Raw genomic sequence first — 23,706 nt, 5'->3', positions numbered from 1 at the left:
TGCGGGGCCTCCAGGGGGTCGGTTCTAGCGGGCGGTCTGCCAGTCGGTCTGCTCGCGCAGCGGCGGCTTGAGCACCTTGCCGCCGGGGTTGCGCGGCAGCGGATCGGTGCGCACGGCGACGAACTGCGGCACCTTGAAGTCGGCGAGCCGCTCCCGGGCGAAGGCCAGCAGGTCGTCGCGGTCCACCTCGCGTCCGGGCAGCGGGACGACGACGGCGCCGACCTTCTCGCCCATCATCGGGTCGGGCACCCCGACGACCGCGACCTCGCCGACGGCGGGGTGGGCGGCCAGGGCGTTCTCGACCTCGACGCAGTACACGTTCTCGCCGCCGCGGTTGATCATGTCCTTCTTGCGGTCGACGACGAAGACCAGGCCCTCGTCGTCGATGCGGGCCAGGTCGCCGCTGCGCAGCCACCCGTCGACGAAGGTCTCCGCGGTCTGCTCGGGCTTGCGCCAGTAGCCGGCCACCACGTTGGGGCCGCGGATCAGCAGCTCGCCGACGCCGGTGGCCGGATCCGGGTCGTCCACCCGCAGGTCGACGACGGGCGCGGCGAACCCGACCGAGTCGGCGTGCTCGGCCGCGTACTCGTCGGGCAGGTAGGTCGAGACCGAGGAGGTCTCGGTCAGCCCGAAGCCGTTGCCGACCCGAGCCGTCGGGAACGCCGCCTTGATCCGGTGCACGAGGTCGGGAGCGATCGGCGCGCCCCCGTAGCTGACCGCCCGCACCGAGGACGTGTCGACGTCGGCGAATCCCGGCTGCTGCAGCGCCAGCCAGTAGATCGCCGGCACCGTCGTCAGCACCGAGATGCGCTCCTCCTCGATCGCGCGGAGGAACGCGCCCACCTCGAACGCGGGCATGACCACCGCTCGCCCGGCGACCGCGGTGACGACCAGGAGCTGGGAGTTGCAGCCGGTGACGTGGAAGAGCGGCACCGAGATCAGCGTCGAGAGCCGCTCGTCGCGGGGCAGCCCCAGGCAGCGCAGGCAGGTCTCGACGTTGGACAGGAAGTTCTCGTGGGTGGTCATCGCACCCTTGGGGAAGCCGGTGGTGCCGCTGGTGTAGAAGATGCCGGCCAGGTCGGTGTGCGCCTGGTCGTCGACCACCAGCGGCTCGCCGTCGGGCAGCGGCGTGCCGGGCTCGACGACCAGGGTCGCGCCGGAGTCCTCGACGACGTAGCGGACCTCGGGCTCGGCGAACCGGGTGTTGACCGGGACGACGACGGCCCCGGCGAGCAGCGTCCCCCAGAACACGAGCACCCAGTCGTTGCCGTTGCCGAGTCGGTTGGCGACCCGGTCGCCCGGGCCCACGCCCGCCGCCCGCAGCCCGCCGGCCACCCGGGCCGCGCGCTCCCACAGCTGCCGGTAGGTCAGCCGCTCTCCCCCGAGCTCGACCAGCGCCTCGGCGTCGGGGTGGGCGTCGACGGCGGCGCGGAGCAGGTGCACCAGGTTCCGCGGCAGGCCGGTGTAGCGCCGGATGCCGTCCGGCCCGACCTCCGTGCCGCTGCGGTCGAAGGGGCTGGGCATCCGCGACCTCCCGCTCACCTCGACGAATGCGTGGTCCCGGCAGTCTGTCGGCGGCCGCCCGCGGTGTCCACCGGCGGCGCCACGGCTCAGCCGAGCAGCGGCCTCAGGTTCTCCTCCCACACGTCCCAGCCGAGCCGGCCGATGAGCGCCGTGACCACCACGAGGAAGACCACGCGGATGAACCCGCTCCCCCGGGTGGTCGCCGTGCGGGAGCCGAGGTAGCCGCCGAGCATGTTGGCCGCACCCATGAGGATGCCCAGGCCCCAGAAGACCGCGCCGATCGGGGCGAAGAAGAGCAGCGCACCCAGGTTGGTGGCGACGTTGACGATCTTGGCCTTGGCGCTGGCGTGCAGGAAGTCGTACCCGAGCAGCGACACCATGGCGAACACGAGGAACGACCCGGTGCCGGGGCCGAGGATGCCGTCGTAGAAGCCGATGGCGACACCGAGCGCTGCGGCCACCCCGTGGTGTCGCCGGCCGGCATGGCGCAGCGCCGTCACCTCCCCGAGCGAGGGGCGCAGCAGGGTGAAGGCAGCGATGGCGACCAGCGCCACGACGATGACCGGCTTGAACACAGACGCCGGCAGCGCCGCGGCCACCGACGCCCCCGCGAAGCTCCCGGCCAGCGCCACCAGGGCCATCGGCAGGGCGGTGCGCAGGTCGGGGCGGACCCGGCGCTGGAAGGTGACGGCGCTGGTCGTGGTGCCGAAGATCGACGCCAGCTTGTTGGTGGCAAGCGCCTCGACCGGGCTGATCCCCGGCACGAGCAGCAGCGCGGGCAGCTGGACGAGCCCGCCACCGCCGACGACGGCGTCGATCCACCCGGCGGTCAGCGCGGCGACCAGCAGGAGCAGCAGGACACCGCCGGAGATGCCCTCGGGCAGCAGGTCGACCGGGAGCACGTCCCCCACCGCCGCCACGACCTCCTCGTCGCGAGCCCGGCCCGGGCACGCCCCCGAGAACGGTAGGACCCCGGCCCGGGCACCCCGCGGCCGGGGTGCTTGCCCGGGGCGACCCGGGCGGCGAGGGTGGGGGCGTGCGCAGACGGACCCTCCTCGCCGCGGCCGGGACGGCCCTGCTCAGCGCCTGCTCGAGCCCGACCGCGGAGCCCGCGGCCGCCCCGCGGACCTCCCGCCCCCGCACGACGGCCCCCTCGCCCACCACCGAGCCCGCGCCGACCAGCGCCCCGCCGACCTCCGCGACGGCGGCAGAGGTGCTGGCCCGCTCCACCGTGCCGGTGCTCTGCTTCCACCAGCTGCGCGAGTTCCGCGCCGAGGACAGCGCGTACGCCCGCACGATGATCACGCCGCCGGGGATCTTCCGGGCCCAGCTGCAGGCGCTCCGCGACGGCGGGCGGACCCCGATCGGCGTACCGGAGCTGCTGGACCACCTGCAGTTCGGCGCGCCCCTGCCCGACCGGCCGGTGCTGCTGACCTTCGACGACGGCTCGGCGACCCACCACTCGGTGGCCCTCCCCCTGCTGCGGGAGCTCGGCTTCCCGGGCGCGTTCTTCCCGATGACCGTCGTCCTGGGCAAGCCGGACTGGCTGAGCGCCGACCACCTGCGCGAGCTCGATGCGGCGGGCATGACCATCGGTGCGCACAGCTGGGACCACCAGCGGGTCGACCGGCTCAGCGGCGACCAGTGGGTGGTCCAGCTCGACCGGCCGCGGGAGGAGCTGGCCGGCATCCTCGGCCACCCGGTGGAGACCATGGCCTACCCCCACGGCATGTGGTCACCGGAGGCGCTGCCCCGGGTCGCGGCGGCGGGCTACCGGGCCGCGTTCCAGCTCGCCGACCCGCAGGACCCGGCCCATCCCCTGCTGACCATCCGGCGGATCATGCCTCCGCCCACCTGGGACGGCCCGACGCTCCTGTCCCGGCTCGACGCGTTCTGAGCGGTCAGCTCAGGGCGTCCAGGGCGCCCAGCACCCCCGGCCAGGCGTCGCTGCGGGGGTCGATCAGGGCGAAGTGGCCGCAGGGGACGAGGTGGAGCCCGGCCGCGGGGTGGGCCCGGACGTAGGACCGGCTCAGCTCCGGCGGCACGACGCCGTCCCCGGTCCCGTGCACGATCCGCACCGGGGTAGCCGGCGCCGGCAGCCGCGCGGGGTCCAGGTCGGGGCGCCGGTCGGCGTCCTCCCCGAGGAAGGCCGCCACCGCGTCGCCGTCGAGGCCGAGGGCCTGCCCCAGCCGCAGGTCCGCGACGGGCGCGAGGGCGAGCACGCCGGCGGGTGGGGCGGCGGCGGTCGCGGCCGCGTGCAACGCGAGGTGCCCGCCGGCCGAGTGCCCGGCCAGCAGCACCTGCCGGCCGCCGGTGAGGTCCGGCCGCCCGGCGACCGCCTGCAGCGCCGCGTGGACGTCCGCGACCGCCAGGTCGGGGCGGCCGGGGACGCGGCGGTACTCGGGGGCCACCGTCCGCCAGCCGGCCTGCGCCAGCGCCTCGGTCATCGCCCCCAGGTGCGCCCGGTCGTAGGCCGGGCGCCAGAAGCCGCCGTGCACCACCACGAGCAGCGGCCGGTCGGCCGGGGCGGCCGCCGCGAGGCGGACGTCCGCGACCTGCTCCGCGGCCGGGCCGTACCGGAGGACGTCGTCGGGGGGCGCCGACGGCCGGGTGAGCACCGACCGGTCCTCGGGTGCGGGGTGCGGGGGCACGCCCGAGGATGGGCCGGGCCGGCCGGCGCCGTCCAGCCGCTCAGCCGGTGAAGGCCCGGATCTCGGCGAGCCGCTGCGGCGTCACCGTCTTCAGCCGGGCGACCGCCCGCGCGAGCGGGACCAGGTCGATCTCCGTCCCCCGGAGCGCCACCATCTGGCCCGTGTGCCCCTCGTGCGCGGCGATCGTGGCGTGGAGCCCGAAGCGGGTGGCCAGCACCCGGTCGAACGAGGTCGGCGTCCCCCCGCGCTGCACGTGACCCAGGACGGTCGCCCGCACCTCCTTGCCGGTGCGCCGCTCCAGCTCCTCGCCCAACTGCTGGGTGACGCCGGTGAACCGGCGGTGGCCGAACTCGTCGACGCCGCCGCGCCGGAAGGCCATCTGACCCGGCAGCGGCTCCGCGCCCTCGGCGACGACGCCGATGACGTGGGAGTCGCCACGGGCGAACCGCTCGCACACCAGGCGGACGACCTCGTCGACGTCGAACGGCTCCTCGGGCACCAGGGTGAGGTGCGCGCCGGCGGCCAGGCCGGCGTGCAACGCGATCCACCCGGCGTGCCGGCCCATCACCTCCACCAGGAGCACCCGCTGGTGGGACTCGGCCGTCGTGTGCAGCCGGTCGATGAGCTCGGTCGCGATGCTGACGGCCGTGTCGAACCCGAACGTGAGGTCGGTGCCGTCGATGTCGTTGTCGATCGTCTTGGGGATGCCGACCACCGGGACACCCGCCTCCGACAGCAGGTGCGCGGCGGTGAGCGTGCCCTCGCCGCCGATCGGGATGAGGACGTCGATGCCGTGCTCGTCGAGCGTGCACTTCATCTCGTCGATGCCCGCGTGCAGCTTCTCCGGCGCGACCCGCGCCGAGCCCAGCGTCGTGCCGCCGCGGGTGAGCAGGCCGTCGACCGCCGCCACGTCCAGCGGCGTGTACCGGTTCTCCAGGAGGCCGCGCCAGCCGTCGCGGAAGCCGACCACCTCGCTGCCGTAGTGGGCACCCGCGGTGCGGACCACCGAGCGGATGACGGCGTTGAGGCCGGGGCAGTCCCCGCCCCCGGTCAGGATTCCGATGCGCACCGGCTGGCTCCTCGCGCTCGTGGGCCGGGTCCACCCGACCGTACGTCATGACGTCTAGACGACCGCGGGTCGACGCGCAGTCCGCGCGGTCCCGGAGCGAGGGCGTGACCGACGGTCACCGGTCCGGGCGGAAAGGGTTCCGGCCGGGCCGGAAGAGCGTCTCCTGCGCGAAGCTCGCCGCCAGCACGCCGTCGGCCGTGGTGATCGACCCGGTGTACCAGCCGCGCCCGCCGGCCACGGTGCGCGGGACCATGTCCATGAGCACCCAGTCGTCCAGCGGGGCGTGCCGGTGGAACCACACCGCGTGGTCCAGGCTCGGGCCCGGGGCGGCCTCGTCGTCGGGGAGCGCCGACAGGCCGGTGCCGATGTCGGACAGGTAGGCGAGCACGCAGGCGTGCACCAGCCGGTCCTCGGGCAGCGGCACCGTGGAGCGTGCCCAGAAGCGGGTCGGCCAGTGCGCGTCGGGGAAGGGCTGCGTAGGCCGCCGGCCCTCCACGGAGAACAGCCGGGGCAGCTCGAAGACCGGCGATCCGTCCGGCGGGTCGACCGCGGGGACCTCCTGGACCTGCAGGTCCGGCCCCGGGCCGGGCACCTGGAAGGACGCCGCCATGCTGAAGACCACCTCGCCGCCCTGGATGGCGACGACCCGCCGGGCCGAGAACGAGCCGCCGTCGCGGTCCCGGTCGACGCGGAAGACGGTCGGCCGGGCGGCGTCCCCGCTGCGCAGGAAGTAGCCGTGCAGCGAGTGCGGGAGCCGGTCGGCCGCCACCGTGCGCCCGGCCGCGTACAGCGCCTGCGCCGCCACCTGACCGCCGTAGAGCGGGAAGGGATCGGTGAACAGCAGCGTGCTCCGGTAGAGGTCGCGGTCGATCTCCTCCAGCGCCAGCACGTCCAGCACGGTCGGCCCGGCGTCCGAGCGGTGCGCCGCGGTGCCGGTGGTTGCAGTTCCCACCCGGGGAACATAGCCGCAGCGCCGCGTCGCCGAGCTCGCCCTCCATGCCCGTCCCCGTCCGGAACCCGGTCCTCGGCGCCCTCGACCTGTACGGCTGCCCCCGGGCCGACCGCCGGCGGTGATCATCGACCTCTGTAGCGTCGTCCCCGCGCGCCGACCGCCGTCCGGACGGACCCGGACGGACCCGGACGGACACCGCGCGCACAGCACCCGCGCTCCCCGCGTCCCGGGGGCGGCGGCACGGTCGGTACTGCGGTCGCCCGGCGCGGCCGGGAGCGGAGCAGCGATGAGCGAGCCACGGCGGAACGACGACGGGCGACCGCCCCGCAGGCGGACCCCGCGGATCGGCGAGGTCGTCCGGACCTCCTGTATCACGCCGCACATGATCCGCGTGGTGCTCGGAGGCGACGGCCTGGCCGGCTTCCCCGACGGGGAGTTCACCGACCGCTACGTCAAGCTGCTGTTCCCGCCGGCGGACGCTTCCTACGCCGTCCCCTACGACGTCGAGCAGGTGCGCGCCGAGCTGCCCGCCGACCAGTGGCCGGTGACCCGCACCTACACCGTGCGGGCCTGGGACGCGGTCGCCGGTGAGCTGACGATCGACTTCGTGCACCACGGCGACGAGGGGCTCGCCGGCCCCTGGGCCGCGGCGGCGCGCCCCGGCGACCGCATCCAGTTCATGGGCCCGGGTGGCGCCTACGCCCCCCGGCCGGACGCCGACTGGCACCTGCTCGCCGGGGACGAGAGCGCGCTGCCGGCGATCGCCGCGACCCTCGACCGGCTCCCCGCGGAGGCCCGCGCGCTCGTGCTCGTGGAGGTGGCCGACGCCGAGGAGGAGCAGGAGGACCTCGTCGTCGGCCCGGGCGTCGAGCTGCGCTGGCTGCACCGCGACGGCGCCGAGCCGGGCACGCTCCTGGTCGAGGCCGTCCGGGCGGAGCCGCTGCCGGCCGGCAGCGGGCACGTCTTCGTGCACGGCGAGGCCCACGCCGTCCGGGAGCTGCGCCGGCACCTGCGCGCCGAGCGGGGGCTCGACCCGGAGTGGACGTCGATCTCCGGGTACTGGCGGCGGGGCGACACCGAGGACCGCTGGCAGTCGGGCAAGCGCGAGTGGAACGCAGCCCTCGAGGCCGAGGACGCCACGGCGCCCCGCTGACCTCGGGATCCGTCACACGATCGTCGTGCCTGGCCCGGGTGCGGGCGGGTAGGCCGGGTGCATGCCCTCCGACACCCAGCTGACGACCGCCACCCGAGACCAGCTCCTGCGCCTGGCCCGCGAGCGCGGCATCCCGGGGCGGAGCCGGATGGCCAAGGACCAGCTGGTCGCCGCGTTGCAGGACGCGGAACGCCCGACGGCGCTGCACGAGACCGAGCGCCCCGGGGCGGGCCGCCGGCAGATCAGCTCCCGCGTCGAGGCGTTCCGCCGGCTCGCCGAGGCCCGGGCGGCGGGCGAGATGGTGCTCATCCCCCGCATGCTCACCGGCAACGACCGGCGGGTGCACGTGCGCGAGACCGTGCGCGAGGACCACGAGACGCGGATCGCCACCGGTGACCTGGAGGCGCGCGCGAAGTTCGACAAGCTCGCCGGCTCGGTCTTCCACTTCTTCCGCGGCACCAACCTGCTCTTCTACCGCGACCTGGTCGGCGAGGACGCCCGGCTGCCCACGGTGCTCGCCCTCGGCGACGTGCACCCCGGCAACTTCGGGGTGATGCCCAGCTCGGACAACGTGCCGATCTTCGGCGTGAACGACTTCGACGACGCCTACTACGCCCCCTTCACCTGGGACCTGAAGCGCGGCGCGGTCGGCTTCCTGCTCGGGGCGGCGGAGAAGTCCGGGTACGGCGGGAAGAAGCAGCGCGCCATCGCCGAGCGGTTCCTGCGCGGCTACGCGGCCGGCATCGCCTCCTACGCCGCCGACGGGCGGGAGGAGACCGAGCAGCTGCGGATGGACAACGCGCCGCCGCTGATCGCCGAGCTGATCGCGGGCGCGCTGGGGACCAGCCGCGCCGACTGGCTGGCCGGCCTGCTGGACGAGACCCGGAGCGGGTTCCGGACCGACGAGGAGCTGGTGCCGGTCAGCAGCCGCCGGGCCGAGTTCCAGGGGATCGTCGACCGCTTCGTGGCCGACAACGAGGTGCCGGTGCCCGAGCGGGCCGGCCGGATGCGGGTCAAGGACGTCGCCGAGCGGCGCGGCGCCGGCACCGCCTCGCTGGGGCTGCCCCGCTACTACGTGCTGATCGCCGGCGTCCGCGACGACGGGACCGACGACCTGCTGCTGGAGTTCAAGCGCGCCCGCCGCTCGGCGCTCTCCGGGCTGGTGCCGCCGTCCGGCTACGAGGTGGACGGCCAGGCCGACCGGATCCGGCACGCCCAGCGGGTGCACCTGGTCAGCGGGGACGTCTTCTACGGCAGCGTCGACATCGACGGCGAGAGCTTCATGGTGCGCGAGCGGGCGCCGTACCGGGACGACATCGGCCTGGGCTCCCTGTCGCCGCGGGAGTGGAAGCAGTACGCCGGCATCTGCGGCCGGGTGCTGGCGCACACCCACGCGATGTCCGACGAGACCGGGAACGTCGACTACGACGTCGAGCCCGCGATCCTCGACGCGATCGGCAACCGCGACCTCTTCGTCGACGACGTGCTGCGGTTCGCCGAGGAGGCGGCCGACCGGGTGCGCCGGGACCACGGCTACTTCACCGCCGACCACGCGCTCGGCGCCTTCCGCAGCGTGGACGTCGTCTACCGCTGAGCCGGCTCCGCCGGTCGCTGGCACCGTACGACCGCGGGAGGGTGCCGGCCTCGGCGCGCCTCCTACCCCGGCGGGCGGGCGCCGGCCTCCCCCTCCGCATCGGAGAGCTCCCCCGGGACCTCCCGAGGAAAGCCCTCCACGTCACCCGGCCCCGGCGGGGCGTCCTTGCGGAAGGATGCCTCCACGCGCTGGAAGCCCTTGTACCGCTCGCTGCGCGCGTAGCCGGTGTAGGCGCGGACGTCTGCCCGGGTCAGCTCGACGTCGTCGGTGAAGGGGGTCAGCAGCGACCGCGGGTAGAGCCGCCGGTGCCGGACGACGTTGATCTCCGCGGCCAGGACGACCACGAGCGCCTGCAGGTAGATCCAGACGACCAGGCCGAGGATCACCCCGAAGACGCCGTACACGTCGCTGACCCGCGTCACGTACGTGCCGAAGTAGTAGGTGCCCAGCACGTGCAGGAGCTCCCAGAGCACCGCGGCGATCCCGGCGCCCACCGCGACGTTGCGCCAGTCCAGCCGGCGGGCGGTGAGCACCTGGTACAGCACCAGGAAGATGCCCACGTTGATCGCCAGGCCGGCCAGCGTCCCCAGCACCGTCACCAGCGGTCCCGGTAGCGGGAGGACGTCCGAGGACGTGGTGACGCCGGCGGTCAGCGCCGTCGACGCCACCGCCCCCAGGCCGAGGACCAGCACCAGCACCAGGCTGCGCAGCCGCGAGAGCAGCGGGTTGGGCTGGGCGAAGCGGGGGACGGCGTAGATCCGGTTGAGCGCCGCCTGCGCCGCCTGCATGACGCCCAGGCCGCCGTACAGGCTGCCCACGATGCCGATGACCAGCGCCACCCCGCTGCCCCGGAACGTGCCGATGTTCTCGACGAGCGCCGGGCCCAGCAGGGGGAAGTCCGAGAGCGCCGATTCCAGGATCCGCTGCTGGAGCTCCGGGTCGTCCTGCAGCAGGAAGCCGAGGACCGAGGTCAGCACCAGCAGCAGCGGGAACAGCGAGACGAACCCGTAGTAGGTGATCAGCGCGGCCAGGTGCGGCCCGCGGTCGTCGACGAACTTGTAGACCACCGCGAGCGGGAAGCCGACCGCGGGATGCCTGCTCTGGAACGCGTCCAGCCGTGCGGCGACAGCCATGCGTGCACCCCTCCCTCGACGGACGGCTACCCGGAACCGGTCCGCACACGCGCCGGGACGTGGAGCCGGCGGCCGGGTAGGAAGGACCCATGACGCAGCCGTTCCCCACCGTCGCCGAGCTCGCCGCGGAGGAGCAGGAGCTCCAGCTCACCTCCTTCACCCACGACGACGCCTGGGTGCTCGGCTGCGCGCTGGTCGCCGCCGCGCGCCGCGACGCCGCGCCGGTCGCCATCGAGATCGTGCGCAACGGCCAGCGGCTCTTCTCCGTCGCGTTGCCCGGCGCCACGCCCGACAACGCCTCCTGGATCGAGCGGAAGTCCCGGGTCGTGCACCGGTTCGGGCACAGCTCCCTGCACGTCCGCCAGGACAGCATCGAGCGCGGCACGACCTTCGAGGCGGAGTTCGGGCTGGACCCGCAGCTCTACGCCGCGCACGGCGGCGCGTTCCCGCTGCTTGTTCGGGACGTCGGCCCCGTGGGCGTCGTCGCCGTCTCCGGCCTGCCCCAGCTGGCGGACCACCGGATGGTGACGACCGTGCTGGCCGAGCACCTGGGCCACTGACCCCCGGCCCGGTGTGGCCAACGGCACCGACCGATCCGGTCGGTCCCCCTACCGGATCGGTCGGTAGCCCGTAGCCTGTGCGACGTGGCACGTCCGTTCCGGCAGCAGATCGACGAGGGCATCCTCGACCAGGCCGCCGCCCTCTTCGCGCGCCGCGGCTTCGCCAAGACGTCGGTCCAGGACGTCGCGGACGCGGTCGGCCTCTCCAAGGCGGGGCTGCTGCACCACTACGCCAGCAAGGAGACGCTGTACCGAGCGGTGCTGGCCCAGGCCGGCGTCCTCGGGCAGCGCGTGCTCACCGCCGTCGGCGAGCTGCCGCCCGGGCCGGAGCGCGACCGGCGCGCCCTCGAGGTGCTCGTCGACGTGGCCCTGGCCCACCCCGGGGTGGTCGCGCTCCTCCTGGCCCCCATCACCCAGGGCGAGCAGGACTGCGCGGCCTCCGAGGTCGAGGCCGCCGGCGCGGCCGCCCTGCAGGCGTTCGGCGTCGACCCCGGGGCGCCCACCTCCGAGCGGGCGATCCGGGTGCTGGGGGCGCTGACCGCGCTGGCGGTGCTGAGCCTGACTGCCCATCAGGAGGACGACGTCACCCGGTGGCGGCCCTGGATCGTCGCCACCTGCTTCGACGCGCTCGGGCACCGCCGGCCCGGCGCCGCTCGTCCCGTTCCCCACCAGGTGGAGGCCTGATCCCCCATGGCTGTTGTGCTGTCCCGGCTCGGTGCGCTCGCGCACCGGCGCCGGCTACCGGTGATCCTGGTCTGGCTGGTGGTGCTCGTCGCCGGCGGCGCGGGCGCGGCCACCCTCGCCGGTGAGACCTCCGACGCCTTCAACATCCCCGGCCAGGAGTCGACCACCGCCCTCGAACGGATCGGCGAGGAGTTCGGCGCCGCCGGGGGCGCGTCGGCCCGGGTCGTGATCGCCGCGCCCGAGGGCGAGACGCTGACCACGCCGGAGAACGCGGCCGCCGTCGGGCAGCTGGTCGCCGAGCTGGGCGGGCTGCCCGGGGTCGCGGGGGCGAGCAACCCGCTGGACCCCGCGGCGCCCACGGTGAACGCCGACCAGACCACCGCCTACAGCTCGGTGACCTTCGACAGCGGGCTAGGCGAGGTCGCCCCCGAGCAGCGGGACGCGCTCCTGGAGACGGTCGAGGAGGCCGGTGACGGCGCGCTCACCGTCGAGGTGACCGGCCAGGCGATCCAGGAGCCGCCGCACGTCGGCGGCCCTGCGGAGGTCATCGGCGTCGTCGTCGCGCTCGTCGTCCTGGCCGTCACCTACGGCTCCCTCGTCACCGCCGGCATGAACCTGCTGACGGCCGTCGTCGGCGTCGGCATCGGCGTCCTCGGCGTGACCATCGCCACCGGCTTCGCCGAGCTCTCCTCCACCACCCCCATCCTCGCGGCGATGCTGGGCCTCGCGGTCGGCATCGACTACGCGCTGTTCATCGTGACCCGGTTCCGGCAGGAGCTGCGGCACGGCTCCCCCGTCGGGACCGCGATCGCCACCGCCGTGGGCACCGCCGGGTCGGCGGTGGTCACCGCGGGGCTGACCGTGGTCATCGCACTCCTCGGGCTCTCCGTCGTGGGCATCCCCTTCCTCACCCAGATGGGCATCGCCGCGGCGGCGACGATCGTCGTCGCGGTGCTCGTGGCGATCACCCTCGTGCCCGCGGCGCTGAGCTTCCTGGGCCGCCGGGCGCTCCCCCGCCGGTACCGGGCCGTCATGGACACCGACGCCTTCCCCTGGATGACGCCGGCGGACGCCGGTGGCCGCGGTTTCCTCGCCGGCTGGGTCGCCACGGTGACCCGCCACCGCATGGTCTCGCTGCTGCTGGCCGTGGTGGTGCTCGGCGTGATCGCCATCCCGTTCTTCTCCATGCGGACGACGCTGGTGCAGGAGCCGGCCGAGGACTCCACGGCGGCGCGGGCCGACCAGCTGCTGGCGGAGGGCTTCGGCGAGGGCTTCCTCGGCCCGCTGACCATCCTCTTCGAGGGCGAGGGCGCGCCCGAGGCCGCCGCCGCAGCCGGCGCCACGGTCGCCGGCGTGGAGGACGTCGCCCTGGTGACCCCGCCCACGCCCAACGCCGACGGGACCGCGGCCCTGCTCAACGTCATCCCGGCGTCGGGGCCGGCCACCGCCGAGACCGAGCAGCTCGTCGAGGACCTGCGCGCCGAGCTCGCCGACCTCGAGGGGGTCGAGGCCTCCGTCACCGGCGCCACCGCGGTGAGCGTCGACGTGGCCGACAGCCTCAACGAGGCCCTGCCGGTCTACCTGCTCCTGGTCGTCGGCCTGGCGCTGGTGCTGCTCGTCCTGGTCTTCCGCTCGCTCCTGGTGCCCCTGGTCGGCGTGCTGGGCTTCGTGCTCACCGTCGGTGCGTCGCTCGGCGCCGCCGTCGCGGTGTTCCAGTGGGGCTGGCTGGCCGACCTGGTCGCCCTGGAGGTGACCGGGCCGCTGATCAGCCTGACGCCGATCCTGGTGATCGGCATCCTGTTCGGGCTGGCGATGGACTACCAGATCTTCCTGGTGTCCCGGATGCACGAGGCGCACAGCCACGGCGCCGCGCCGCTGGAGGCCATCCGCACCGGGTTCCGCCAGGCCGCGCCGGTCGTCGTCGCCGCGGCGCTGATCATGTTCTCGGTCTTCGCCGGCTTCGTGCCCGCGGGTGAGCCCACGATCAAGTCGATCGCGTTCGCCCTCGCGGCGGGCATCCTGTTCGACGCCTTCGTCGTCCGCATGGTGCTGGTCCCCGCCGCGCTCGCACTGCTGGGCCACCGGGCCTGGTGGCTGCCGCGCTGGCTGCAGTGGCTGCCGGTTCTGGACGTCGAGGGGGCCGCGCTGGAGAAGCGGGAGCCCGCGCGCGACCGGGAGACGGTCGGCGCCGCTCCACGCTGAGCCGCACCGCTCGTGGACGGCCCCCTGCCTCGTGCAGGCGGGCCGTTCGCCGTTCGACAAGTGCATCCGGTCGCGTCAAGCCTGCCGGGACATCTGTGGACTCGGCTCTGACCTGCACTTTCGCGCTGCGGATGCCGTCGGCCGGCGGTAGTGTTCGCACATGTGTTCGACAGAACCGTCTGGTGCGATCGACCGGTTGGTCGCCGCGCTGGACGACCTGGCCGGCGAGCGGCTCGAGGGCGCGTTCGGGCCGCAGCTGATCGAACGGCTGGCCCCGCTGCTGGTGGCCGGGAACCGGCTGACCACCGAGATCGCCCGCACGGTGCGGCAGTGCGAGCTCACCGGGGCCGCCGAGCACGACGGGCAGAAGACGATGGCCTCCTGGCTGCGCGGGCACGCCCGGTACTCGTCCGCCGCCGCCTCCCGGCTGGTGAGCACCGGACGGGCGATGGAGGCCCTACCGGCGGTCGCCGCCGCGGCCGCGACCGGGGCCCTGCCGCCGGAGGCCCTGGCGGTGATCGCCCCGGTGGCCGCCCCGGCCAACCTGGCCGCCGCCGCAGCCCAGGGCGTGGACCTGGCCGGGGTGGACGCGGCGCTCGCGGAGGTGGCCGCCACCCGCCCGCACGCCGAGCTGCGCCAGGTGGTGGCCCACTACCTGGCCCGGCTGGACCCCGACGGCCCCGAACCCGACCCCACCGAGGGCCGGTCGCTGACCCTGGTGAAGCACGCTGATGGCGGCGTCAGCGGCCGGTTCGAGCTCGACGCCATGGGCGGGGAGAAGGTGCAGGCCGCGCTGGAGTCGGTGGTGCAGGCCGACCGGCCCGCCGGGGACACCCGGACCCGGGCCCAGCAGCAGGGCGACGCCTTCGTGCAGCTCGCCGACAACGCCCTGGCCGCCGGCGCCCTGCCGGTGCTGCGCACCCACAAACCCCAGGTGGTCGTCCGGGTCGACCTGGAGGACCTCATCGACCCGGACACCGGCCCCGGCGCGGCCACCCTCGGCTTCGGCGCCACGATCTCCGCGGCCCGCGCCCGCTGGCTGGCCTGCGACGGCACCGTCACCCGCATCGTCATCGGCCCCGAAGGCCAACCCCTCGACGTCGGCCGCGTTCGGCCCCTTCGCAGGGGCCCGCCGCGAGCTCGCGAGTGGCGGGGGGCGGAGGGGTCCTTTCGTTCACCGGCTGCCATGCCCCCACCCACTGGTGCGACGTCCACCACCTCGTGCACTGGGCCGACGGCGGGGAGACCTCGCTGGAGAACTCAGCCCTGCTCTGCGAACGGCACCACACCAAGATCCACCACGGGTTCCGCGTCGAACGACGACCCGACGGCCGATGGCGCACCTACCGGCCCGACGGCACCGAGATCCTCGTCCTCCCCCGCATCACGACAGCGCCCGAACGGTCACGGACGGGGTGAGCGGGCCGCTCCCGACCCCGCGGGCATGCATCGGCACCGTCCGGTGTTGGCTCTGGAGACGACGCGGCTCGGCAGAGGCGCGCACCTGCCCCCGAGCACTTCGAGGATCACGCTTGCCCGAGCACCACCCCCAGCCCGCGCCCGCCCGCCGACGGAACCGCTCCGCCAGCCGCTCGGCCGCCGCGCGCGGCACCGACGACGCCGCCCGCCGCACGCGCGGCACCGACGACGCCACCCGCGCCACCCGCGAGACCGACCGCGCCGCCGCCCGCGAGGAGAAGCTCGCCCAGCAGAGCTGGGTCGAGGGCGCCGCACCGGAGCTGCCCGCCCGCGCCACCCGGCCGGAGGAGGTCGTCTTCCACCTCGGCCCGACCAACTCCGGCAAGACCTACGAGTCCCTCCAGGCGCTGGCCGCGACCGGGGCGGGCGTCTACGCCGCACCGCTCCGCCAGCTGGCGCACGAGGCCTACGCGAAGCTCTCCGCCCAGCTGCCCGAGGGCACCGTGGGTCTGTCGACCGGCGAGGAGGAGATCGACCCCTTCGCGCCCATCGTCTGCTGCACCGTGGAGAAGGCCCCCGACCGCGGCGAGATGCTGGTCCTCGACGAGGCCCACTGGGTCACCGACCCCGACCGCGGGCACCACTGGGCGCGGCTCCTGCTCACCGGCGAGTACCGCCAGATGCACCTGATCTCCGCCGCCGAGGCCTACCTCGTGCTCAAGCCGCTGGTCTCCGACGCCGAGCACGTCGAGGTGGTCAACCACAAGCGGCTGTCGCGGCTGGACGTCCTCCGGGCGCCGGTGCGGCCGGCGAACGTCCGGCCGCAGACCCTGGTCGTCGCCTTCTCCCGCAAGGCCGTCTACGCGGTCGCTGCCGAACTCGACCAGCACCGCCCCGGCAAGGTGGGCGTCCTCTACGGCGCGCTGCCTCCGGCCACCCGGCGGGAGGTCATCGAGCGGTTCACCAGCGGTGAGCTCGACGTCCTGGTCACCACCGACGTCATCGGCCACGGCATCAACGTCCCGGCCAGCACCGTGCTCTTCGCCGAGACCACCAAGTTCGACGGCCAGGAGATGCGGCCGCTGCGCACCTGGGAGGCCGCCCAGATCGCCGGGCGGGCCGGGCGCTACGGCCTCACCGGCCACGGCGCCGCCGGGATCCTGATCGGCGTCAGCGGGCTCAAGCCGCTGGCGGCGCTGGTCGGCGCCGGCGCCGCGGTCGCGCGCGGCGACGAGATGAGCGACCTGCCCAAGCGCGCCCCCCGGCTGCGCCCCGAGCTCGAGGACCTCGGCGCCTTCGAGGCGGTCGACCTCCCCGAGGCGCTGACCCGCTGGATGGCGTGGGCCCGGGCCGCGACCCGCGACCAGGCGATGACCGCCGACGACGTCACGAGCCTCGTCCTCCGGGTGCACGCCCTGCTGCCGCTGCTGCGCGGCCCCCTGGGCGCGGCCGGCGACCTGAACACCGTGTGGCGACTGGTCAACCTCGCGATCGACTACAACCCGCCGCGCCGCACCCGCTGGCTGGTGCTCGCCCGGGCCGCTCTGCAGCACGCCGTCGGTCTCCCGGTCCCGCCGGAGACCGTGCTGCCCGACGTCCCGCGCGGGGGCACCGTCGAGGAGTACGAGCAGGCGGCAGCAGCGGCCCGCGACGCCCAGACCCTGCTGCGCCAGTTCCCCGGCGTCGCCGGCCTGGACAGCGAGGACGCCGCGTGGGTCGAGGAGGAGTGCGCGGAGATGATCACCGAGCTGCTCCCCGATGCCATCGCGCTGGGTCGCTCCGGCAAGTGCGTCGAGTGCGGTAACGCGATCGCTCCCTGGTTCACCACCTGCCGGCCCTGCAGCGCCCCGGCCGGCCGGCGCGAGAGCGAGCGCGAGCGCCGGCCCGTCGGCGGTGGTCGGCGGACGGCGGGCCGGGCCGCCGGCCGGGCGCTCGGCGGGCGGCAGGGTGGTCCGCGGGGCCGCTCCCGCCGCAGCTGATCAGCCGGGGCCCTCGGGGAACCAGAGCACCCGCTGCGGGAAGGGGATGGAGATCCCGGCAGCGTCCAGCGCCGTCTTGACCGAGATGGCGACCGCGCTGCGCACCCGCCACCGGCTGGCGATGTCCGCCGGGTGCCAGTAGCGGACCGCGACGTTGATCGAGGAGTCCGCGAACTCCTCCACCCACACCTCCGGTGGCGGGCTGGCCTGCACCTCGTCGGTCTCCAGGCAGGCGGCGAGCAGCACCTGCCGCGCCTGGTCGAGGTCGACGTCGTAGGGCAGGCCGACCGTCAGCGAGGTGCGGCTCAGCGGCGTCCGGGTGTAGTTGACGATCGGCTGCTTGAGCACCTCGGCGTTCGGCAGGTACACCACCAGACCGTCGTAGGTGTTGAGCACCGTGGTGCGCAGGTTGACGTCCTCCACGACGCCCTCGTGGTCGCCGCTGCCGATCTGCTCCCCCACCCGGAACGGGCGGCGCACCTGCAGCAGGACGCCGGCGATGAAGTTCTGCAGGATGTCCTGCGCGGCGAAGGCGATCGCGATCCCGCCCACACCCAGGGCGCCCACCAGCGGGCCGATGCTCACCCCCAGCAGGTCGAGGGCGTAGACGGCCGCGACGGCGCCGATCACCACGCTCGCGAAGCGGCCCACGACCAGGCCGACGTGGCGGCTGCCCTCCCGGTCGATGGCGCGGACCAGACCGCGGCGCACGACGATCGCCAGGACGATGCCCAGCACGAGCACGACCAGGGCCTGGAGGCCCTGCTGCCAGGTGATCGGGTCGGTGACGACGGCGTCGACGGGGTCCTCGGCCGCCGTCCACAGGTTGGTCAGGTGCGCTCCGGCCACCTCCGGAGGCTAGGCAGCCTCCGGAGATCCCGCCGCCCGACGTCCACGCGCGGCCGCAGACCTGCCAATCGGACGAGCCGGTTCCGTGTGGATTCTGCCAGTGCCGACGCGGCCCCGGCTCCGTAACGTCACACGTAGCAAGCAGGCCGTACCGGTCCGTCACCCCGCCTGCACCACGTCCTCCGAGGAGCTTCCCGTGTCTTCGTTCTCCCGCCCCGTGCTCACCCTGGTTCCCGGCTCCGCCGCCCAGGACCTCGGCCCCGCCGACGCCGCTTTCGACACCGGCTACGACACCGGTTGCGACGCCGGTTTCGACGCCTTCACCGCCCCGGCCTGGCCGGCCGAGGCGGTCTCCCCCGAGGCGTGGCGGCTGGACGCCCTCTGCGCCGAGACCGACCCCGAGGCGTTCTTCCCGGAGAAGGGCGGCTCCACCCGCGATGCCAAGCGGGTGTGCACCGGCTGCCCCGTGCGCGCCGAGTGCCTCGAGTTCGCCCTCGCCAACGACGAGCGCTTCGGCATCTGGGGCGGCCTCTCCGAGCGCGAGCGCCGCCGGGTCCGCCTGCAGCGCCGCGAGACCATCAGCGCCTGATCGTCCCCGGCCGGCCCTCGGGTTCGCTCGTACCCTGGGGGCGTGACCTCCGCACCGGCACGGACCGTTGTCCTGGACGACCGCTTCGCGCGCGAGTTCCCGGAGATGTCGGTGCCCTGGCACGCCGAGGAGACCCCCGATCCCCGGCTGCTGCTCCTCAACGAGCCGCTGGCCACGGAGCTGGGTCTGGACGCCGCGACCCTGCGCTCCCCCGACGGCGTCCGCCTGCTGGCCGGCACCCTCGTCCCCGACGGCGCCACCCCGGTCGCGCAGGCCTACGCCGGGCACCAGTTCGGCGGGTTCACCCCGCGGCTCGGCGACGGGCGCGCCCTGCTGCTCGGCGAGCTCACCGGCCCGGACGGCGCCCCGCGCGACCTGCACCTCAAGGGCTCGGGCCGCACGCCGTTCGCCCGCGGCGGCGACGGCCTCGCCGCGATCGGCCCGATGCTGCGCGAGTACGTGGTCAGCGAGGCGATGCACGCCCTCGGCATCCCTACGACGCGGGCCCTCGCCGTGGTGGCCACCGGCCGCGCCGTGCGCCGCGAGACGCTGCTGCCCGGCGCCGTCCTGGCCCGCGTGGCCAGCAGCCACCTGCGGGTGGGCAGCTTCCAGTACGCCACCGTCACCGGCGACGTCGACCTGCTCCGCCGCCTGGCCGACCACGCCATCGCCCGGCACCACCCGCAGGCGGCGGAGGCCGACCAGCCCTACCTGGCCCTGTTCGACGCCGTCGTCGCCGCCCAGGCCGCGCTGGTGGCCCGCTGGATGCTGGTCGGCTTCGTGCACGGCGTCATGAACACCGACAACACCACCATCTCCGGCGAGACGATCGACTACGGCCCGTGCGCCTTCCTCGACGCGTACGACCCGGCCACCGTCTACAGCTCCATCGACCACTCCGGGCGCTACGCCTACGGCAACCAGCCGGTGGTCGCGGAGTGGAACCTCGCCCGGCTGGCCGAGGCGCTCCTGCCGCTGCTGTCGGAGGACCAGGAGCAGGCGGTCGCGCTCGCCGTCGGGTCGCTGCGCCAGTTCGCCCCGCGGTACGAGGCGGCCTGGACCGCCGGCGTGCGCGCGAAGCTCGGGCTGCCCGACGGGACCGACGACGCCGTGGTGCGCGAGCTGGCCGAGGAGCTGCTCGCCCTGCTCGCCCGCGACCACGTCGACCTCACCTCGCTGTTCCGCGGGCTCGGCGCGGCGGCCCGGGGCGACGTCGAGCGCGTGCGCCTGCTCTTCCTCGACCTGGCCGGCATCGACGGCTGGCTGGAGCGCTGGCGGGCGCTGCACCCCGACGCCGACGGCATGGACGGCGTCAACCCGGTCTACATCCCGCGGAACCACCTCGTCGAGGAGGCCCTCGAGGAGGCGACCGAGGGCGACCTCGCGCCGCTCCGGCGGCTCCTGGAGGCCGTGACCCAGCCCTTCGACGAGCGGCCCGGCCTGGAGCGCTACGCGGGGCCCGCGCCGCAGGACTTCGGGGCGTACCGCACCTTCTGCGGCACCTGAGCGGTCAGGGCGGGGCCGGGCGGGTTCACCGCGCCGCCGCCGGGTAGTCGCCGTCCGTGCCGCGCGAGATGGACCCCCGGGACCCCGACACCCTCTACGCCGAGGGGCCGGTGGCCCCGGAGCCCCCCGACGACGACGTCCCCGACGCCTCACCCCTGCCCGATTCCGGCGGCACCGCCCCCGGGCCGGACGACCTCGACCGGCTGCTCTGAGCCGCGTCCCCGTACCGCTGTGGTGGACCACGCCCGCGAGGCGATGACCCCCGCCCGCGGCTGACCGGTCGTCAGGCCACGGCGCTCGCGCGGTCAGACCCGCGCGGCGGACGACACCTGCCCGGACGCCTCCGGATCGACGTCCTCGTCGTCGCCGTCGTCCTCGTCACCGTCGTCCTCACCGCCGTCGTCCCCGTCCTCCTCGTCCTCGGTCTGGGGCGGGGTGGTCGGCTCGCTCGTGGGGCCGGCGGTCTCGGGCGGGGTGGTCGGCTCGCTCGTGGGGCCGGCGGTCTCGGGCGGGGTGGTCGGCTCGCTCGTGGGGCCGCCGGTCTCGGGCGGGGTGGTCGGCTCGCTCGTGGGGCCGCCGGTCTCGGGCGGGGTGGTCGGCTCGCTCGTGGGGCCGCCGGTCTCCGGCGGGGTCGCCGTCTCCCCCGTCGGGTCGCCGCCCTGCGCCGGGGTGGTCGGCTCGCCCGTCGGGTCGCCGCCCCCGGCCGGGGTCGTGGGGTCGCCGGTGGGCGCCGCGGGACGGCCGGGGGCCGGAGCGCTCCCACCGCCCGCAGCCGGGCCGTTCCGGACCGGGTCCTCCGCCGGGAGCTCCGGGGCGGGCGCGACAGGCTCGGGACGCAGCACCGGCGTCGCACCCCCACCGGTGGAGGGCGCCGGCACGGGCGAGCGCGCGCCGGGCCGCACGGCGACGGAGAGGCGGACCACGTCACCCGGGCGGAGCAGGGTGACCACCGGGTCGAGGCCGGTCACCGTGCCGGGGGCGCGCTCCCGAGTCGGGTCCTCCACCTGCCGGACGGTGAGGCCGAGGGCGCCGAGCTCGGCCGCGACCTCCGCGGCGGGGCGGCCGAGGTAGTCCTCGCTGTGCAAGACCACGCCGGCCGAGGAGTCCGAGGCGGTGGTGTCCGGCCCAGGTCCGGAGACGAGAGCCACCGCACCCGCGCCGAGCAGGAGCAGGGCCACCAGCGGCAGCAGCACCGCGACGAGCGGACGGCGGGCGGATGGTCCGGGCTCCGGACGGGTCACCCGGGCGGGCCGGCGCCTCGCGGCCGCCTTGCGCGCGCGCTCCGCCCGGCGCTCACGCTGCACCGGCGCCGCCACCACCGACTGCGTCGGGGCCTCGCCGGACGGCCGCCGGATCGTCTCCTCGATCGCGGCGAGGAAGGCCCCGCCGTCGCGCGGGCGCTCGTCGGGGTCCTTGACCAGGGCGGCGTCGATGAGGGCGCGGACGTCCGGCGGCAGCTCCGCAGGGAGGGGCTCGGGGGCCTCCTGCACCTGCTTGAGCGCGACGGTGACCGGGTTGTCGCCGTCGAAGGCGGGGTGCCCGGTGAGGGACTCGTAGCCGACCAGGCCGAGGGCGTAGACGTCGCTGGCCGGGCTGACGTGCTCCCCCCGCGCCTGCTCGGGCGACATGTACTGGGCGGTGCCCACGACCTGGCCGGTTCCGGTGATCGGGGCGCTCCCCGCCGACCACGAGATGCCGAAGTCGGTGAGCTTCACCGTGTCGTCCGGGCCGAGCAGGATGTTGGCCGGCTTCACGTCGCGGTGCACCACGCCGGCGCGGTGCGCCTCGGCCAGGCCCGCGGCCGCCTGCCGCAGCAGCGCCAGCGTGGCCCGGGTGTCCAGCGAGCCCTCCTCGGCCAGCCGCGCCGAGAGCGACGTGCCCTCGACCAGCTCCATCACCAGGTAGGCCAGGTGCTCGCCCGTGTCCGGGGCCGTCGTCTCCCCGTAGTCGAGGACGGCGGCGATGTTCGGGTGGCTCAACCCGGCCGCGTGGCGGGCCTCGGCGCGGAAGCGGGCGACGAAGACGGGGTCGTCGGCGTACTCGCTGCGGAGCACCTTGACCGCCACCGTCCGGTGGAGCTGCTGGTCACTGGCCCGCCAGACCTCGCCCATGCCACCGACGGCGATGAGCTCGTGGAGCTGGTAGCGGCCGTCCAGGCATCGTCGGCTGGTTCCGGCCGTGGTCACTCCCGAATCTCCCGAATCTCCTCGTGTCGGTGCTCGCGAGGTCCACCCCGTGCGTCCTCGCGTGCCCGTGCGCCTCTCATGGGTGCCCACCACGAGGGGGCCTGAACCGCGACACGCCCGACGAGGTTGCAAGCGGCGGTCGGCCGGGCCGACCGCCCTACCGGCCGCGGGGATCCGCTCCGAGAGGGACAGCACGCAGGCACCCGGCCGGGATCCGCCGGGTCACCTGGGAGCCGCTGCGGGAGTGCTCAGTTGTAGTTGACGTGCACGTGGTCGAAGTGGTTCGCCGTGCCGCTGCCGCGGTCCTCCATGGCCTGCCAGGAGCCGCCCGGCGAGGAGAGCATCCGCTGCTCCCAGATGAGGTAGTCCACGCCGAGCTCGGCCCAGTGCGCGCGGTGGTACTCGACGATGGCGTCCCCGAGGGCGGCGTTCGACATCACCATGTAGTCCAGCGCCAGCCCCGAGGGGTGCCCGCCCGGGTCGGCGGCGCTGGGCCGGGTGCCGCCCAGGGTGATCCCCGCGGCGCCGGGCACGTTGCTGACCACGGCGTCGGCCGCGGCCTGGACCTGCGGGCGCACGCTGCCGGAGCTGTTGGTGATGCGGGCGACGGCGGAGGCCGCCACCGAGGCGGCGGCGGTGGCTGCCGCCCGCGCCTGCTGCGTCGGGCTGGCCGGGGCCGCCGGGGCGTGCTCGTGGGCCTGCTCGGCCGCCGCGGCCTCCGCCGCCGCGGCCTCCTCGGCCGCCTTCTTCTCGGCCTCGGCGCGGGCCACGGCCTCCGCCTCCGCCTTCTGCCGGTCCAGCTCCGCCTGGTCGGCGGCGGCCTGGGCCTGCTGCGCGGCGGCCTGGTCGGCCTCGCGCGTGCTGCGGCTGGCCGCCAGGTCCTCCAGCGCCTGGAGGTCCTCGGTGACGTCGACGGGGCCCGACTGCGCGGAGAGGCCCAGCTCCTGGGCGACGCTGACGGACTCGGAGGTGGTGGCCCCGGCCTGGACGGCGGGGTCGGTACCGACGAGGCCGTTGACCAGGACGGCGCCGGCGACCGCGACGGCGAGGTAGAGGGCCGGCCGGCGGACGGACGCCGGCGGGCGGTGGAGGGCGAGCCGGCCGCGTCGGCCGGTGGTGGTGCGGGGGTCCATGGTGTTCGGGTGCTCCGGGGTGTGGGGCGCGGTCGGCCGGTGACGGCGGACCGCGGAGGATGCGGACAGCGGGCCCGGGCGCGGGTCGCGGGGCCGGCACGCAGCGGCGGGGAGGCCGGTGCGGGTCGGCGGGCGACCGGCGGGGCGCCGGGCGGCGCGTGCGATCAGATCCGCGGACGGGCCCGGAGGCGGCGGTGCCGGCGGGCGCAGGGTCGTGCGGCGGTGCAGGGGCGCGCCATTCGGGGCGGCTCTCCGTTTCTTCCGTGGTGCCGCCTACCGGGTTAGCTGACGGATTCGGGCGCAGGAAGTCGCCCTACCCGCGCCGTCACGTGGCCGGCGCGCGATTCACCCCAGTGCTGCGGTGGGTCCCCGGCCCGTCCCGGAGGACGGCTCGGCGGCGCCCGGCGGACCTCCCCTGGCGGGGAGAGAACGACCGGCCGGGCCCAGCCACCGTAACCGTCGTTATGCAGTCGTGACAATCCGCAGGCGCCGATTTCCAGGACGTGACGTGTGTCGCGGTGGG

The 23,706-nt window shown here is 75.3% G+C and carries 20 protein-coding genes, 1 pseudogene and 1 riboswitch; of the genes and pseudogenes, 12 read left to right on the top strand and 9 right to left on the bottom strand.

The features are described from left to right. Nucleotides 1-24 precede the first annotated feature (24 nt). Both ACI794_RS16465 and ACI794_RS16460 read right to left on the bottom strand, forming a co-directional pair. Nucleotides 25-1,524: a class I adenylate-forming enzyme family protein gene (locus ACI794_RS16465; protein ID WP_456616887.1), complete on the bottom strand. Its 1,500-nt coding sequence runs from the start codon at nt 1,522-1,524 to the stop codon at nt 25-27. Nucleotides 1,525-1,610: 86 nt separating this feature from the next. Beyond that, on the bottom strand, nt 1,611-2,444 hold the full coding sequence (locus tag ACI794_RS16460) for a TSUP family transporter (protein WP_456616886.1): 834 nt from the start codon (nt 2,442-2,444) through the stop codon (nt 1,611-1,613). A gap of 116 nt (nt 2,445-2,560) precedes the next feature. Here ACI794_RS16460 and ACI794_RS16455 point away from each other — a divergent pair, with 116 nt between their 5' ends. Beyond that, nucleotides 2,561-3,421 carry a polysaccharide deacetylase family protein gene (locus ACI794_RS16455; protein ID WP_456616885.1) on the top strand — a complete coding sequence of 287 codons (861 nt, stop codon included), beginning with the start codon at nt 2,561-2,563 and terminating at the stop codon, nt 3,419-3,421. Between the two features lie 4 nt (nt 3,422-3,425). Here the strand turns inward: ACI794_RS16455 and ACI794_RS16450 are convergent, their stop codons facing one another. From ACI794_RS16450 to ACI794_RS16440, 3 genes are all read right to left on the bottom strand, one after another. After that, on the bottom strand, nt 3,426-4,175 hold the full coding sequence (locus ACI794_RS16450; protein WP_456616884.1) for an alpha/beta hydrolase family protein: 750 nt from the start codon (nt 4,173-4,175) through the stop codon (nt 3,426-3,428). Between the two features lie 40 nt (nt 4,176-4,215). Next, nucleotides 4,216-5,244: an ATP-dependent 6-phosphofructokinase gene (locus tag ACI794_RS16445; protein ID WP_456581416.1), complete on the bottom strand. Its 1,029-nt coding sequence runs from the start codon at nt 5,242-5,244 to the stop codon at nt 4,216-4,218. A gap of 115 nt (nt 5,245-5,359) precedes the next feature. Next, entirely contained in the window at nt 5,360-6,196 is an 837-nt protein-coding gene (locus ACI794_RS16440; protein ID WP_456616883.1) for an acyl-CoA thioesterase, read from the bottom strand. Nucleotides 6,197-6,482: 286 nt separating this feature from the next. On the opposite strand from ACI794_RS16440, the gene ACI794_RS16435 reads away from it, so the two are divergent. Next, entirely contained in the window at nt 6,483-7,349 is an 867-nt protein-coding gene (locus tag ACI794_RS16435) for a siderophore-interacting protein (RefSeq protein ID WP_456616882.1), read from the top strand. Between the two features lie 61 nt (nt 7,350-7,410). After that, on the top strand, nt 7,411-8,943 hold the full coding sequence (locus ACI794_RS16430) for a DUF2252 family protein (RefSeq protein WP_456616881.1): 1,533 nt from the start codon (nt 7,411-7,413) through the stop codon (nt 8,941-8,943). A gap of 62 nt (nt 8,944-9,005) precedes the next feature. On the opposite strand, the gene ACI794_RS16425 is transcribed toward ACI794_RS16430, so the two are convergent. Next, nucleotides 9,006-10,076, bottom strand: coding sequence for a YihY/virulence factor BrkB family protein (locus tag ACI794_RS16425; RefSeq protein ID WP_456616880.1), 1,071 nt, complete (start codon nt 10,074-10,076; stop codon nt 9,006-9,008). An 89-nt stretch (nt 10,077-10,165) separates the two neighbouring features. Between ACI794_RS16425 and ACI794_RS16420 the strand changes: the two genes are divergently transcribed. The 6 genes and pseudogenes from ACI794_RS16420 to ACI794_RS16395 all read left to right on the top strand — a co-directional run bounded on the left by ACI794_RS16420 (nt 10,166) and on the right by ACI794_RS16395 (nt 16,920). Then, a complete protein-coding gene (locus tag ACI794_RS16420) occupies nt 10,166-10,636 on the top strand; it encodes a heme-degrading domain-containing protein (RefSeq protein ID WP_456616879.1) in 471 nt (156 codons plus the stop codon). An 84-nt stretch (nt 10,637-10,720) separates the two neighbouring features. Further along, complete coding sequence (locus ACI794_RS16415) at nt 10,721-11,320, top strand: TetR/AcrR family transcriptional regulator (protein WP_456616878.1); 600 nt, start codon at nt 10,721-10,723, stop codon at nt 11,318-11,320. A gap of 6 nt (nt 11,321-11,326) precedes the next feature. Beyond that, nucleotides 11,327-13,522 (top strand): MMPL family transporter, encoded by a 2,196-nt coding sequence (locus ACI794_RS16410; protein ID WP_456616877.1) that lies wholly within the window; start codon nt 11,327-11,329, stop codon nt 13,520-13,522. Nucleotides 13,523-13,682: 160 nt separating this feature from the next. Then, a pseudogene (locus ACI794_RS16405) lies at nt 13,683-14,573 on the top strand (DUF222 domain-containing protein); the annotation flags it as partial. 170 nt (nt 14,574-14,743) lie between these two features. Continuing rightward, the gene (locus ACI794_RS16400) at nt 14,744-14,941 is read left to right on the top strand and encodes a hypothetical protein (RefSeq protein WP_456616876.1); all 198 of its coding nucleotides are present in this window, start codon (nt 14,744-14,746) and stop codon (nt 14,939-14,941) included. Between the two features lie 113 nt (nt 14,942-15,054). Beyond that, nucleotides 15,055-16,920 (top strand): helicase-related protein, encoded by a 1,866-nt coding sequence (locus ACI794_RS16395; protein ID WP_456604108.1) that lies wholly within the window; start codon nt 15,055-15,057, stop codon nt 16,918-16,920. Here ACI794_RS16395 and ACI794_RS16390 read toward each other — a convergent pair whose 3' ends face one another. Continuing rightward, the gene (locus ACI794_RS16390; protein WP_456604107.1) at nt 16,921-17,769 is read right to left on the bottom strand and encodes a mechanosensitive ion channel family protein; all 849 of its coding nucleotides are present in this window, start codon (nt 17,767-17,769) and stop codon (nt 16,921-16,923) included. Between the two features lie 196 nt (nt 17,770-17,965). Here ACI794_RS16390 and ACI794_RS16385 point away from each other — a divergent pair, with 196 nt between their 5' ends. The 3 genes from ACI794_RS16385 to ACI794_RS16375 are packed head-to-tail and all read left to right on the top strand — an operon-like array spanning nt 17,966 to nt 20,076. After that, nucleotides 17,966-18,358 (top strand): WhiB family transcriptional regulator, encoded by a 393-nt coding sequence (locus ACI794_RS16385; protein ID WP_456604106.1) that lies wholly within the window; start codon nt 17,966-17,968, stop codon nt 18,356-18,358. A gap of 42 nt (nt 18,359-18,400) precedes the next feature. Beyond that, nucleotides 18,401-19,864, top strand: a complete 1,464-nt coding sequence (locus tag ACI794_RS16380; protein ID WP_456616875.1) for a protein adenylyltransferase SelO — start codon at nt 18,401-18,403, stop codon at nt 19,862-19,864. Nucleotides 19,865-19,920: 56 nt separating this feature from the next. Next, the gene (locus ACI794_RS16375) at nt 19,921-20,076 is read left to right on the top strand and encodes a hypothetical protein (protein WP_456581403.1); all 156 of its coding nucleotides are present in this window, start codon (nt 19,921-19,923) and stop codon (nt 20,074-20,076) included. Nucleotides 20,077-20,169: 93 nt separating this feature from the next. On the opposite strand, the gene ACI794_RS16370 is transcribed toward ACI794_RS16375, so the two are convergent. Both ACI794_RS16370 and ACI794_RS16365 read right to left on the bottom strand, forming a co-directional pair. Next, nucleotides 20,170-22,050 (bottom strand): protein kinase domain-containing protein, encoded by a 1,881-nt coding sequence (locus ACI794_RS16370; protein WP_456616874.1) that lies wholly within the window; start codon nt 22,048-22,050, stop codon nt 20,170-20,172. 248 nt (nt 22,051-22,298) lie between these two features. Continuing rightward, entirely contained in the window at nt 22,299-23,183 is an 885-nt protein-coding gene (locus ACI794_RS16365; protein ID WP_456604103.1) for a hypothetical protein, read from the bottom strand. Between the two features lie 270 nt (nt 23,184-23,453). After that, nucleotides 23,454-23,580: riboswitch (cyclic di-AMP (ydaO/yuaA leader) on the bottom strand. Nucleotides 23,581-23,706 lie beyond the last annotated feature (126 nt).

This window comes from Blastococcus sp. SYSU DS0541, assembly GCF_054050875.1.
Note: the sequence above shows the minus strand (reverse complement) of the source record. Positions and strands in the feature narration are given on the sequence as shown.

What these genes read in the sequence shown, in the direction of transcription:
- ACI794_RS16410 (WP_456616877.1), top strand. Translation starts at nt 11,327, where the DNA reads ATGGCTGTTGTGCTGTCCCGGCTCGGTGCGCTCGCGCACCGGCGCCGG.
- ACI794_RS16430 (WP_456616881.1), top strand. Translation starts at nt 7,411, where the DNA reads ATGCCCTCCGACACCCAGCTGACGACCGCCACCCGAGACCAGCTCCTG.
- ACI794_RS16465 (WP_456616887.1), bottom strand. Translation starts at nt 1,524, where the DNA reads ATGCCCAGCCCCTTCGACCGCAGCGGCACGGAGGTCGGGCCGGACGGC.
- ACI794_RS16425 (WP_456616880.1), bottom strand. Translation starts at nt 10,076, where the DNA reads ATGGCTGTCGCCGCACGGCTGGACGCGTTCCAGAGCAGGCATCCCGCG.
- ACI794_RS16435 (WP_456616882.1), top strand. Translation starts at nt 6,483, where the DNA reads ATGAGCGAGCCACGGCGGAACGACGACGGGCGACCGCCCCGCAGGCGG.
- ACI794_RS16365 (WP_456604103.1), bottom strand. Translation starts at nt 23,183, where the DNA reads ATGGACCCCCGCACCACCACCGGCCGACGCGGCCGGCTCGCCCTCCAC.
- ACI794_RS16420 (WP_456616879.1), top strand. Translation starts at nt 10,166, where the DNA reads ATGACGCAGCCGTTCCCCACCGTCGCCGAGCTCGCCGCGGAGGAGCAG.